This window comes from Sinomonas sp. R1AF57 (assembly GCF_002224485.1).
GTDB lineage: Bacteria > Actinomycetota > Actinomycetes > Actinomycetales > Micrococcaceae > Sinomonas > Sinomonas flava.
Window position 1 is genome coordinate 1,807,767 of sequence record NZ_CP022463.1, and the last position, 12,658, is coordinate 1,820,424.

10 protein-coding genes are annotated in these 12,658 nt (G+C 68.7%); 1 reads left to right on the forward strand and 9 read right to left on the reverse strand.

Translation table 11 applies throughout. From position 1 onward, the window contains the following. Window positions 1-5: 5 nt before the first annotated feature. The 9 genes from CGQ25_RS08285 to pdxT all read right to left on the reverse strand — a co-directional run bounded on the left by CGQ25_RS08285 (window position 6) and on the right by pdxT (window position 9,877). Complete coding sequence (locus tag CGQ25_RS08285) at window positions 6-2,414, reverse strand: bifunctional (p)ppGpp synthetase/guanosine-3',5'-bis(diphosphate) 3'-pyrophosphohydrolase (RefSeq protein ID WP_369802309.1); 2,409 nt, start codon at window positions 2,412-2,414, stop codon at window positions 6-8. A 58-nt stretch (window positions 2,415-2,472) separates the two neighbouring features. After that, window positions 2,473-3,468, reverse strand: coding sequence for a protein translocase subunit SecF (secF, locus tag CGQ25_RS08290; protein WP_208712643.1), 996 nt, complete (start codon window positions 3,466-3,468; stop codon window positions 2,473-2,475). Beyond that, window positions 3,468-5,234, reverse strand: a complete 1,767-nt coding sequence (secD, locus tag CGQ25_RS08295; RefSeq protein ID WP_208712644.1) for a protein translocase subunit SecD — start codon at window positions 5,232-5,234, stop codon at window positions 3,468-3,470. Before secD ends, secF begins: the two co-directional genes overlap by 1 nt. A 96-nt stretch (window positions 5,235-5,330) precedes the next feature. Further along, the gene (yajC, locus tag CGQ25_RS08300; RefSeq protein ID WP_208712986.1) at window positions 5,331-5,756 is read right to left on the reverse strand and encodes a preprotein translocase subunit YajC; all 426 of its coding nucleotides are present in this window, start codon (window positions 5,754-5,756) and stop codon (window positions 5,331-5,333) included. A gap of 132 nt (window positions 5,757-5,888) precedes the next feature. Continuing rightward, on the reverse strand, window positions 5,889-6,962 hold the full coding sequence (gene ruvB / locus CGQ25_RS08305; RefSeq protein WP_208712645.1) for a Holliday junction branch migration DNA helicase RuvB: 1,074 nt from the start codon (window positions 6,960-6,962) through the stop codon (window positions 5,889-5,891). Continuing rightward, window positions 6,955-7,596 carry a Holliday junction branch migration protein RuvA gene (gene ruvA / locus CGQ25_RS08310; protein WP_208712646.1) on the reverse strand — a complete coding sequence of 214 codons (642 nt, stop codon included), beginning with the start codon at window positions 7,594-7,596 and terminating at the stop codon, window positions 6,955-6,957. Before ruvA ends, ruvB begins: the two co-directional genes overlap by 8 nt. A gap of 198 nt (window positions 7,597-7,794) precedes the next feature. Next, window positions 7,795-8,397 carry a crossover junction endodeoxyribonuclease RuvC gene (gene ruvC / locus CGQ25_RS08315; protein WP_255405683.1) on the reverse strand — a complete coding sequence of 201 codons (603 nt, stop codon included), beginning with the start codon at window positions 8,395-8,397 and terminating at the stop codon, window positions 7,795-7,797. Window positions 8,398-8,429: 32 nt separating this feature from the next. Then, the gene (locus CGQ25_RS08320; protein ID WP_208712647.1) at window positions 8,430-9,185 is read right to left on the reverse strand and encodes a YebC/PmpR family DNA-binding transcriptional regulator; all 756 of its coding nucleotides are present in this window, start codon (window positions 9,183-9,185) and stop codon (window positions 8,430-8,432) included. Between the two features lie 2 nt (window positions 9,186-9,187). After that, a complete protein-coding gene (gene pdxT, locus CGQ25_RS08325; RefSeq protein ID WP_208712648.1) occupies window positions 9,188-9,877 on the reverse strand; it encodes a pyridoxal 5'-phosphate synthase glutaminase subunit PdxT in 690 nt (229 codons plus the stop codon). A gap of 110 nt (window positions 9,878-9,987) precedes the next feature. Between pdxT and asnB the strand changes: the two genes are divergently transcribed. Continuing rightward, window positions 9,988-12,651 (forward strand): asparagine synthase (glutamine-hydrolyzing), encoded by a 2,664-nt coding sequence (gene asnB, locus CGQ25_RS08330; protein WP_208712649.1) that lies wholly within the window; start codon window positions 9,988-9,990, stop codon window positions 12,649-12,651. Window positions 12,652-12,658: the final 7 nt, after the last annotated feature.

Here is a 12,658-nt window from a genome sequence, read left to right on the forward strand (position 1 = left end):
TCCCCTCAGGTGCGCCGGCGGTTGCCGGTCGTGCGGTACACGTCGAAGACCCCGTCGATCCGCCGCACGGCGCTCAGCACGTGGCTGAGGTACTTCGGGTCGCCCATCTCGAACGCGAAGCGCGAGACGGCCAGACGGTCGGTGGACGTGTGCACGTGCGCGGAGAGGATGTTCACGTGGTTGTCGGAGAGCACACGGGTCACGTCCGAGAGGAGGCTCTTGCGGTCGAGGGCCTCGACCTGGATCTCGACGAGGAACACGCTCGACTGCGTCGGCGCCCACTCGACGTCCACCATCCTGTCCGGCTCCGACCGCAGCGTCGCGATGTTCGTGCAGTCAGTGCGGTGGACGGAAACGCCGGAACCGCGGGTGACGAAGCCGACGATGGGGTCCGGCGGCACGGGGGTGCAGCACCGCGCGAGCTTGACCCAGACGTCCCCGACACCCTTCACGATCACGCCGGAGTTCGAGTACTTGGGCGGGATGCTGCCCTTGGTCGGGGCGATCGTCTCCGCGATGTCCTCGGCCGCGCCCGCGGCGCCGCCGAGGCTGTCGACGAGCTTCTCCACGACCGACTGGGCGGAGGCGTGGCCGTCGCCGATCCCTGCGTAGAGCCCGGCGATGTCCTGGTAGCGGAACTCCTGGGCGACGGCGAGGAGGGCGTCGTGGCTCAGGAGGCGCTGGAGCGGGAGGTTCTGCTTGCGCATCGCGCGCGTGAGCAGCTCCTTGCCCTTGTCGATGGCCTCCTCACGCCGCTCCTTGGTGAACCACTGCCGGATCTTGTTGCGCGCGCGGGCGCTCTTGACGAAGTGCTGCCAGTCCTGGCTCGGACCGGCCCCCTCCGCCTTCGACGTGAAGATCTCCACCCAGTCGCCGTGGTTCAGCTCGCTGTTGAGCGGCACCAGCTTCCCGTTGACGCGGGCGCCGATGGTGCGGTGGCCGACCTCCGTGTGGACGGCGTAGGCGAAGTCGACCGGGGTCGATCCGGCCGGGAGGGCCATGACCTCGCCCTTCGGCGTGAAGACGAAGACTTCCTTGGCGTTGATCTCGAAGCGGAGCGAGTCGAGGAACTCCCCCGGGTCGGAGGTCTCCTGCTGCCAGTCCACGAGCGAGCGCAGCCAGCCCATCTCGGAGGCCTTGCCGCTGGGAGTATGGCTCTGCCCGTTCGGCTGGTTCTTGTACTTCCAGTGCGCGGCGACGCCGTACTCCGCGCGGCGGTGCATCTCATGGGTGCGGATCTGGATCTCGACCGGCTTCCCGCTCGGCCCGATGACCGTCGTGTGGAGCGACTGGTACATGTTGAACTTCGGCATCGCGATGTAGTCCTTGAACCTGCCCGGAAGCGGGTTCCACCTCGCGTGGAGCGTGCCCAGGGCGGCGTAGCAGTCGCGTACCGAGTCCACGAGCACGCGCACGCCCATGAGGTCGTTGATGTCGTCGAACTCCTTCTGCCGGACGATCATCTTCTGGTAGATGGAGTAGTAGTGCTTCGGGCGCCCGGTGATCTCGGCCTTGATCCGCGCGGAGCGCAGGTCCTCGGCGATCTGCGCGCGGATCACCGACAGCTGCTTCTCGCGCTCCGGGGTGCGTGCCCCCACCATCCGCACGATCTCCTCGTACACCTTCGGGTAGAGGGCCGCGAAGGAGAGGTCCTCGAGCTCCCACTTGATCGTGTTCATGCCGAGCCTGTGCGCGAGGGGCGCGAAGATCTCGAGCGTTTCGCGCGCCTTCCGCGCCGACGACTCCGGGGAAACGAAGCGCCAGGTGCGGGCGTTGTGCAGGCGGTCCGCGAGCTTGATCACGAGGACCCTGATGTCCTTGGCCATCGCCACGACCATCTTGCGCACGGTCTCCGACTGGGCCGCGTCACCGAACTGGACCTTGTCCAGCTTCGTGACTCCGTCGACCAGCATGGCGACCTCGGGGCCGAAGTCACGCCTGAGGTCGTCGAGGGTGTAGGGGGTGTCCTCGACCGTGTCGTGCAGCAGCGCGGCCGCAAGGGTCGTGCCTGTCATGCCGAGCTCGGCGAGGATGGTGGCGACGGCGACGGGGTGGGTGATGTAGGGGTCGCCGCTCTTGCGCTTCTGCCCCTGGTGGCTGCGCTCGGCAACCTCGTAGGCCCGCCGGATGAGGTCGAAGTCCTCCCGGGGGTTGTTGGCCCGGACGGTCCGCAGGAGGGGCTCGAGGATCGGCGAATGGGCGTTCGGGCCTCGCCCGGTGAGCCGGGCGAGGCGCGAGAACGTCCAGTCGCGGCGGCCCAGCGTGGGCCGCTCGAGGAGGCTGTTGCCCCCGGCCGGCGCATCGGCGAGGGCCGCCGCCACAGGGTCGGCGGCGGCCGGCGACGTCGTGTCGGGCGTGCCGCTGTCTGCGGCGCCGGGCGCCGCGGGCTGAGCTGGCGTCGGACGCTCTACCACTGGCGGCACCTCCACACTTCTCGTCGGGATTCCCTCAGTGTATGCCTCGTCGAACCGCTCAGACGCCCGCGTTCGCTGTGGACCGACGCGACCGCACCCGGTCCGCCTGCTTCACGAGCTCGGGCTCGCGCTCACGCAGCCACGCATACATGGGAGCCGCAATGAAGATCGTCGCCGCGGTGCCGATGAGGATGCCGACGAACAGGGCGAGCGAGAGGTCCCTGAGGGTGCCGGCACCGAGGAGGCCCGCACCGATGAACAGGATCGCCGCGACGGGAAGGACCGCGACCATCATCGTGTTGATCGACCGCACCAGCGTCTGGTTCACCGCGAGGTTGACCTCCTCCGCGAAGGTCCGCCGGGTCGACGCCGTGATGTCCGCGGTGTTCTCCCGGATCTTGTCGAACACCACGACGGTGTCATACAGCGAGTAGCTCAGGATCGTGAGGAAGCCGATGATCGCCGAGGGGGTGACCTCGAAGCCGCTGGCCGCGTAGACGCCGCCGGTGACCACCATGGTGACGAGCATCCCGGTGAGCGCCGAGAGCGACATCTTCCATGTCCGGAAGTACAGCGCCATGAGGACGGCGGCGAGGAGAACGAAGACCACGAACCCGATCATCGCCTGCTGGGTCACGTCAGCGCCCCAGGTCGGGCCGACGAACGACGACGTGACCTTGTCCGCCCCGACGCCGTACGCCTGCGCGAGCTTGTCCTTGACCTGGATGGTCTGGTCGTCGGTGAGGCGCTCGGTCTGGACGCGCATCGTGCCCGGGGCGATGTTGCTGGCCCGTGGAGCGCTGTCGGCGGCCACCGACGTCACTGCCGCCTCGCCGAGGTGGGCATCGGTCGTGGACACCTGGGACACGCGGAACTCGCTGCCCCCGCGGAACTCGATGCCGAGGTTGAATCCGCCGGCGAGGACGGGGATGAGGATCGAGGCGAGCACCAGGATCCCCGCGACCCCGAACCAGATCTTCTTGTTCTGGACGAACCCGTAGGAGCGCTTGCCCGTGTAGAGCTCGTTGCCGAACCGTGCGAAGAAGTTGGACATCAGTTCTCCTCCTCGGAACGCCCGTCGGCGCGGCTGGCGCGTCCCGCCGGCGACGAGACCCGTGCCCGCTCCGCCTCGGCCGCGCGCCGTTCTGCGATGGTCATGCGCCGCCCGGCCTCGCGGGCAGCAGCCGCGTTCTTCGGCCTGAGGTTCGCCTTAGCCGCCTCCGACGCCTCGCGCAGGCGCCCCGCTCCCCGGTACAGCGGGACCGCGCCGAGCCGCTCGGGATCGAGGCCGGAGAACCGGTGGCCCTCGCCGAAGAACCTGGTCCGCGCGAGGACCTGGAGCATCGGGTGGGTGAACATGAACACGACGAGGAGGTCGGCGATCGCCGTGAGGCCGAGCGTGAACGCGAAGCCGCGCACGTTGCCCACCGCCACGAAGTAGAGCACCACGGCCGCGAGGAGGTTCACGGCCTTGGACGCGAGCACGGTCCGCTTGGCACGCTTCCAGCCGTTCTCAACGGCGGAGACCAGACCGCGGCCCTCGCGGAGTTCGTCGCGGATGCGCTCGAAGTACACGATGAAGGAGTCCGCCGTCTGGCCGATCGCGACGATGAGGCCCGCGACGCCGGCCAGGGAGAGCCGGTAGTTCTCCGTCCAGCCGAGGATCGCGATCGCGAGGTAGGTCAGGACCCCGGCGACAACGAGCGAGGCAATCGTGACGAAGCCGAGCGCCCGGTACTGGAAGAGCGAGTAGATGACGACGAGCAGGAGGCCGATTCCGCCGGCCAGCAGGCCCATCTCGAGCTGCTGGCTGCCCAGGGTGGCCGAGATCTGCTCTTCGCTCTGGATCTCGAAGCTGATCGGCAGCGCCCCGTAGCGGAGCTGGTCGGAAAGGGTCTTGGCGGTTGCCTCGGTGAAGTTGCCGGTGATCTGCGGACGACCGTCCGTGATCACGGCGAGGGAGCGCGGCGCCGAGATGACCTTGTCGTCCAGCACGATCGCGAACTGTGCCTTCGGATCGTTCTGGTTCGCCACGTAGAACCCGTTGAGGCGCTGCGTCACGGCCTTGAACTTCTCGGTACCGGAGTCGTTGAACTGGATGTTGACGGCCCACTCGTTGGTCACGGCGCCCTGCCGGCCCTGCTGCAGCTGGAACGAGGAACCGGCGATCTCGGTGCCGAGGACCTCGACGGGGCCGAGGATGTACTTCACCGCGCCGGCGCCGCTCCCAGCGGTCTCGCACGTGACGAGCGGCTTGGAGGGATCGGAGCGCTGGGTGGTCTCCGGCAGTGCCCCGGTGCAGTCGAGGGCCTCGAACTGCTGGTAGACGTCGGCGGTGATCCAGTTGGTGTCGCTCGCGTTGGCCGGTGCGGCCGTCGGCTTCGGGAGCTGGTCCGCGGGAGTGCGCTGCTCTGCAGGCACCGCGGCAGGGTTGCCGGCCACGAGGACGGGACGGAAGTTCATGTCGGCCGAGGCCTGGATGAGCTGGCGGGTCTCAGCAGACGGGGTGCCCGGCAGGCTCACGACGACGTTGCGGCCCGACTGGGTGCTGATCTCCGCCTCGGAGACGCCGGAGCCGTCGACGCGCTGGCGGATGATCTCGACAGCCTGGTTGAGCTGCTCCTGGTTGATCTGGGAGCCACCGGCGACCTTCGGCGCGAGGATCATCTGGGTGCCGCCCTCAAGGTCGAGCGCGAGCTTCGGCGCCCAGGAGGCCTGGCCGGCGATCGTGCCACCGGCGAGGATGCCGGCGAGGGCCAGCAGGAGGACGACGAGCGAGAGGAGTGTCTTCAGTCCCGGCCGCGTGCGGGATCGTGCCATGGTGGTCCTTCGGGTGAGGGAGCGTGCGCGCCATCAGCGCCTGGAGCGCCTGACGCCGCGCAGCCCGGGATTGCGGGCCGGGCGGCGCGTCAGGGACTACTTGTCGTTCTTGCCCTCATCGTTGAGGCGCCTGATCGTCTCTTCGGGAGTCTCATTCAGCTGCGACTGCGTGCCCGCCGCGGGGGTCTCACGCTTGTCGAGCCCAAGGGTCCCGCCAGCAGGAGCCGCGTCACCGGGCTCCTCGGAGAGCGCAGCGTCGGCGGCCGGAGCGACCGGCTCGACGATCTTCGTGACCGCCTGGCGGTGCACGGTGGCCTCGTTGCCGGGGCTGAGCTCGAGAACCACCTTGTTCTCGGCCTCGTCGATGGAGATGATCGTGCCGTAGAGGCCGAAGCTCGTCATGACCTCGACGCCCGGGCCGAACTTGGACTGCATCTGCGCCTGCTGCTGCTGCGCCTTCTTGTTCCGACGGAACATCGTGAAGATGAAGAAGGCGAAGACAGCCAGCAGGAGGATGGTCATAAAGTCCATGGAAGGTCCAATCTTTTTCGTCGGCGCGGACACCGGCCACCGGGCGGGCCCGGGCACAGCGTAGCGGCCCCCGGCAAGGCGGGAGCGTGTATTCAGTCTAAGCGCACACGCGCAGCGCGCCGCTCACTCCTCCAACGATTCATCGGGCTCATCCGAGCCCAGACCGAAGAGGGTTGCGCTCTCGGCGAACGGAGCTGACGCCGGCACAGGGAGCCCGAGGTGCTCGTAGGCCAGCGGGGTCGCGACGCGACCGCGCGGCGTGCGCCCCATCAGGCCCTCCCGCACGAGGTAGGGCTCGGCAACGGTCTCGACCGTCTCCGGCTCCTCCCCCACCGCGATCGCAAGGGTCGAGAGCCCGACGGGGCCCCCGCCGAACTTCGTCGCGAGCGCCGTCAGGACGTTCCTGTCGAGGCGGTCCAGCCCCTTCGCATCCACCTCGTACATGTCCAGGGCAGCACCGGCAGCCCGCGCATCGATCTGGTCGATCTGGTGCACGAGCGCCCAGTCGCGCACCCTGCGCAGAAGCCGGTTCGCGATGCGCGGCGTCCCCCGCGACCGACCGGCCACCTCGGTGAACCCCGCTGAGGTGACCCTCAGGTCCAGCAGGCCCGCCGAGCGCCGCAGCACGAGCTCGAGCTCCTCGACGGAGTAGAACTCGAGGTGGCCCGTGAACCCGAAGCGGTCCCGCAGGGGCCCGGGCAGGAGGCCCGCGCGCGTCGTCGCACCCACGAGCGTGAACGGCGGCAGGTCGAGCGGGATCGCGGTCGCGCCGGCGCCCTTGCCGACCACGATGTCGACGCGGAAGTCCTCCATGGCCATGTACAGCATCTCCTCGGCAGGCCGGGACATGCGGTGGATCTCGTCGAGGAACAGGACCTCGCCCTCCGACAGGGACGAGAGGATGGCCGCGAGGTCCCCCGCGTGCTGGATCGCTGGGCCCGAGGAGATGCGCAGCGGCGCGTTCATTTCGCCCGCGATGATCATGGCGAGCGTGGTCTTCCCGAGCCCCGGCGGCCCTGAGAGCAGCACGTGGTCGGCAGTGCGGCCGCGCAGCCGGCTCGCCTCGAGCACCAGCGAGAGCTGGCGGCGCACCCGCGCCTGCCCCACGAACTCGTCGAGGAACTTGGGCCGGAGAGCGGCCTCGATGACGCGTTCCTCGGGCTCCTCCTGGCTCGCGACGAGCGACGGTTCAGCCACGCGACCCCGCCTTCACGCCCCGGGTCCCCTGGCCCAGCCAGCGCAGGGTCGCACGGAGGATCTCCGGCACGCTTCCCGTCTCGGCCACGTCGGGCTGGTCCGCCATGGCCTTGTCGATGCTGGATGCCGCGTCCTTCTCGCTCCAGCCCAGCGACGACATCGCCTCGATGACCTGGGGCTTCCACCCGGCGCCGTCGGTGGCCGCGGCCGGCGCAGGCGCATCCCCGCTGCCGAGCGGCACGAGCTTGCCCTTGAGCTCGAGCACGAGCCGCGCGCCGACCTTCGGGCCGATCCCCGGAACCTTCGTGAACGCCTTCGCGTCCTCGGAATGGGCTGCCACCCGGACTGCCTCGGGACTGTGCACCGCCAGCACCGCCAGCGCGAGGCGGGGCCCGACCCCGGAGACACCCAGGAGCACCTCGAAGACCTCGCGCTCCTCGGGCGCTGCGAAGCCGAAGAGCGTCATCGAATCCTCGCGGACCACAAGCGACGTGTGCACGACAGCCTCATCGCCCACCCGGAGCCCCGCGAGGGTCTGCGGCGTGGCCCAGAAGGACATACCGGCCCCGTTGACATCGATCACGCCTGACGACAGGCCCACATGCGCCACCGGACCGCGGAGGAAGCTGATCACCGGGACTCCTTGCCTGTCACCCACAAACCGAACATATCTACGAGAACTCTAGCGGCCGACGGCGCCCAGTCCCCTCATCTGCTGCGGCGCGCCTTCGCTTCGGCCCGCACCGTCCGCCACCCGGATTCCCCTCGCCTCATCGGCCGCGGCGCGCCTTCGCTTCGGCCCGCACCGTCCGCCACCCGGATTCCCCTCGCCTCATCGGCCGCGGCGCGCCTTCGCTTCGGCTTCTTGCCATAGCCTCTGCGCCGGTGTCAGCGCCGTCGCCGTCATCGCCGTCGTGCGCCCGGCCGCCGACGGCGAGCCCGGAGCGCTTCCCCTCCACGCGTGGGCCAGGGCCAGCGCGAGGGCGTCGGCGGCGTCGGCGGGGCGCGGCGCCGTCTCGAGCCGCAGGATCTTCATCACCATCCTGGTCACGGCGGCCTTGTCGGCGCGCCCGCTCCCGGTCACGGCGGCCTTGACCTCGGACGGCGTGTGGAGCGCCACCGGGATGCCGCGCTTCGCTGCGGCGGCGATCACGATGCCGGACGCCTGCGCGACTCCCATCACGGTGCTCACGTTCATCTGCGAGAACACGCGCTCGACGGCGACCACCTCCGGTTCGAAGCGGTCGAGCCAGTCCTCCACAGCCTGGGCGATGGCGAGGAGCCGCGCGTCGAGGGGCTCCTGCGCCGTCGTCCCGACCACGGTGACGCCGACCAGCGTGGCCCGGCGGTCGCGCTCGACGTCGACGACCCCGATACCGCAGCGCGTGAGGCCCGGGTCCACGCCCAGCACGCGCAGGGCAGACCCGGGCCTCACGGGAGCTGCGGCTCCATCAGAAGGCGCCACAGCTAGTCGTTCTCGAGCTCCGCCATGACGTCCTCGCTCATGTCAGCGTTCGTGTACACGTTCTGCACATCGTCGAGGTCTTCGAGCGCGTCGACGAGGCGGACGAACTTCCGGGCGCCGTCGGCGTCGAGCTGGACCTCCATCGAGGGCACGAACTCGGCCTCGTCGGTGTCGTACTCGATCCCGGCCTCGGCCAGAGCATCGCGGATCGCCTGGAGGTCAGCGGGCTCCGAATAGACCACCCAGTTCTCGCCGCCGTCCTTGACCTCCTCCGCCCCCGCATCGAGGACGGCCATGAGCACGTCGTCTTCCGAGAGTCCGTTCTTCGGCAGGCTCACGACGCCCTTGCGGTTGAAGAGGTAGTTGACCGAGCCCTGGTCGGCCATGCTGCCGCCGTTGCGGGTGACCGCGAGGCGCACGTCGGCCGCGGCGCGGTTCCGGTTCTCGGTGAGGCACTCGATCAGGAGCGCAGAACCCTGGGGGCCGCGGGCCTCGTACATGATCTCGGTGTAGTCGATCGCCTCGCCGGTCAGGCCGGCGCCGCGCTTGATGGCGCGGTCGATGTTGTCGTTCGGGACCGAGTTCTTCTTCGCCTTGCTGACCGCGAGCTCGAGGTTCGGGTTGCCCGAGAGGTCCGGGCCGCCAAGCCTCGCGGCAACCTCGATGGTCTTGATGTACTTGGCGAACGCCTTGGCACGCTTGGCGTCGATGACCGCCTTCTTGTGCTTGGTGGTCGCCCATTTGGAGTGGCCGGACATGCCTACGCTTCTCCTCTGATCATGCGGATGAAAAGTTCATGGATCCGTGTCTCGCCCGTCACCTCGGGATGGAACGATGTGGCGAGCAGCCGTCCAGAACGCACTGCGACAATTCTAGACCTGCCCCCGAGCGCGGCCGTGTGCGACGCGTGCGCGGGATCCACCTCGGCGAGCACCTCGACATCGGGCCCCACCCGCTCGACCCAGGGTCCCCTGATGAAGACGGCGTGGACCGGGCCCCCCGACTGGTCGACCTCCTTGAAGTCCAAGTCCGTCTCGAACGACTCGCGCTGGCGCCCGAAGGCATTGCGGCGGACGGTGATGTCGAGTCCGCCGAACGTCTCCTGCGGCTTCCCGGAGAGGTCCGCCGTGGGGTCCGCGATCTCGTCTGCAAGCAGGATCATCCCAGCGCACGAGCCGTAGACCGGGAAGCCCTCCCGGATTTTGGCGCGCAGGGGGTCGGTGAGACCGAAGGCCCGGGCGAGCTTGTCGATCGTCGTCGACTCCCCGCCGGGGATCACGAGCCCGTCGAGGTCGTCCAGTTCTTCAGGCCGCCTGACCTTCACGGCGCGGGCGCCCACGTGCGTCAGTGCCGCGAGATGCTCGCGGACGTCCCCCTGGAGGGCGAGCACGCCGACAAGGGGCGCGTTTCCGGTGCGCTCGGACGGAGGGGGCGGAACGAGAGAAGTCACCGGGACAGTCTAGTCAGCCCGCCGTCACCGCGAGTGGCCCGCCCCCGAGTGCGCAGGCCGCCGGTAGCATGGAGCCCAGACCCCGACGGACAACAGATGAGGACAGCACTATGTGCGGAATCGCCGGATACTTCGGCGCCGGGCTCGACGAATCGCTCCTGAAGGAGATGAACTCCTGCATCCTGCACCGGGGGCCCGACGGCGAGGGGTACTTCGCCGACGGGAAGGTCGGCCTGGCGCACCGCCGGCTCGCCATCGTCGACATCGCCCACGGCCAGGAGCCGATGGTCAGCGCGGACGAGGAGACGGTTCTCGTCTACAACGGCGAGGTCTACAACTACCGGGAGCTGCGGGGCGAGCTCGAGGCGCTCGGCCGCACCTTCCGCACCGCCTCCGACACGGAAGTCGTGCTCCAGGCTTATGAGCAGTGGGGCACGGAAGCGTTCGACCGCTTCAACGGCATGTTCGGCCTCGCCATCTTCGACCGACGCCGCAACCAGCTCGTCCTGGCGCGCGACCACTTCGGCATCAAGCCCCTCTACTGGGCCAACGCCGGCACCGAGTCCGAGCCGCAGCTGCTCTTCGCCTCCGAGATCCGCCCCATCCTCGCCACGGACCTCATCGAGGCCAAGCCCAATGAGCGGATCCTCTACCGGTACCTCCAGTACCGGATCCACGACGACACCGCGGAGACCTTCTTCGAGGGGGTCAACAAGCTCCTGCCCGGCGAGATGATGACGGTCGACCTCGGCACCGGACGCTTTCGCATCTCCTCGTACACACGGCTCCGCGAGGAGCTCGAGGAGCTCGCCAAGGTCGGCACGCCGTACACGCCCGAGGTCGTCGACGAGTACCGCCGCCGGTTCACGGAGGCGATCCGCATCCGCCTCAACTCGGAGGTCCCCGTGGGCAGCGCCCTCTCGGGGGGCCTGGACTCGTCCGCCGTCGTGGTGACGATCAACCGCCTCATGCAGGAGAACGCCGAGGGTCTCGAGGCCGTCGGCGCGAAGCAGAACACCTTCAGCGCGGTCTTCCCGAACGCGATCAACGACGAGGAGAAGTACGCCGACGCGGCCATCAACGTCTGCAGCGGCAACATCGCGGCTCACAAGATCAAGCCGACCCCCGAAGGATTCGACGCCGACCTCGTCGACTTTGTGCGCACCATGGAGGAGCCGATCATCTCCTCGGGCCCCTACGCGCAGTACTGCGTGATGAAGGAGGCCAGCAAGCATGTGACCGTGCTCCTCGATGGCCAGGGCGCCGACGAGATGATGGCCGGCTACATCCCCTACTACTTCGCCTACCTGCGCCAGCTCAAGGCCAAGGGCGACTACGCCACGCTCGCCAAGGAGACGGCGTCGAGCCTCGACATCTTCTACCGGCTCGGCCGGTTCCGCCTCCAGGGCAAAGTCAGCGGCAAGAAGACCGTCAGCATGGGCTCGCTCCTGAAGAAGGCATGGACCAAGCAGTTCGCGGGCGAGACCTTCGGGAACATCCCGGCGAACCTCAAGCTCCGCCTCATCGACGACCTCTTCGCCAAGTCCCTGCCCTCGCTCCTGCGCTACGAGGACAAGAACACGATGCGCTTCTCGCTCGAGGGCCGCGTGCCGTTCCTCGACAAGGAGGTCGTGAAGTACCTCTTCTCGCTCTCGGACGAGGCGATCATCAAGGAAGGCTGGAACAAGCGGGTCCTGCGCGACGCCACCCGCGGGCTGCTCCCCGAGCTCATCAGCAACCGGCGCAACAAGATCGGCTTCACCACCCCCGAGGCGGAGTGGTTCACGCTCATGAAGGAGCGCCTCTACAAGATCTTCATGTCCAACTCGTTCTACTCGCGCCCTTACTGGGACCGCGAGCAGGTCCTGACGGCCTTCGAGGAGTACCTCGACGGCAAGAACGACGCGGACACGATGATCTTCTGGCGCCTGCTGAACGTCGAGCTCTGGCTGCGCGAGTTCATCGACAAGGACGAGGCCCCCGCGGACGTCAAGGCCAACAAGAGCGACTACGAGGCAAACCCGGGCAAGGAGCTCGACATCGCCTCGAACGGCTCCGTGTTCCGGCGCTACCCGCTGCAGACCGACGTCTTCGCGAAGGACACCGATCTCGCCGCCGGCGTCACCTCCTACGTCAAGCGCTTCTTCGACGGGCTGCCGGACGCGCCCGCCGAGGCGCGGACCGCCGTCGAGGGCAAGAAGTGGTACCTCCTCGTGAGCGAGAAGATCGTCGCGATCACCCAGGGCCGCTCGTTCCCCGTCTGGGAGATCAAGGTGACTCCTGCGGCGCGCGTGCTCTCCAAATTCGTGACGCGCACCCCGGCCGGGATCGGCCTCGGCAGCCCGTGGTCGATGCAGATCGCGATCAACGAGGTCGGCCTGCCGCTCATCGCGAAGGCCGCCGCCGCCTCGGTCGTCGGGAAGCTGCAGGGCAAGAGCGGCGTCTTCTACGACGTGGTGGGCCACAACATCAACGCGATCGACGGCGCGACCCCGTACAGCCTCGGCGCGGCCAGCAACTCGGTGAAGCTCGCACCCAAGGACCCCGACGGCGTCGCCCGCGCCCTCAGCGCGGCGGTGAGGGCGGCGCTCCCGGCCGAGGCGGCGGCGTCGTTCGGCGGCAGCGCGGTCATGGACGCGAACGACCTCGGCGTCGTCGTCATGGGCCACGACACCGATCTGCCGAAGGAGACCATCGCCGGGATGTTCAAGGACAACCCCCAGGGGCAGGGCTCCCAGGCCACGCCGATGTCCCTCGTCTTCGCGCAGGACTGAACGCACC

Coding starts and splice junctions, on each gene's coding strand:
- secF (WP_208712643.1), bottom strand. CDS start 3,468: ATGTCCAACTTCTTCGCACGGTTCGGCAACGAGCTCTACACGGGCAAG.
- secD (WP_208712644.1), bottom strand. CDS start 5,234: ATGGCACGATCCCGCACGCGGCCGGGACTGAAGACACTCCTCTCGCTC.
- asnB (WP_208712649.1), top strand. CDS start 9,988: ATGTGCGGAATCGCCGGATACTTCGGCGCCGGGCTCGACGAATCGCTC.
- CGQ25_RS08320 (WP_208712647.1), bottom strand. CDS start 9,185: ATGTCCGGCCACTCCAAATGGGCGACCACCAAGCACAAGAAGGCGGTC.
- yajC (WP_208712986.1), bottom strand. CDS start 5,756: ATGACCATCCTCCTGCTGGCTGTCTTCGCCTTCTTCATCTTCACGATG.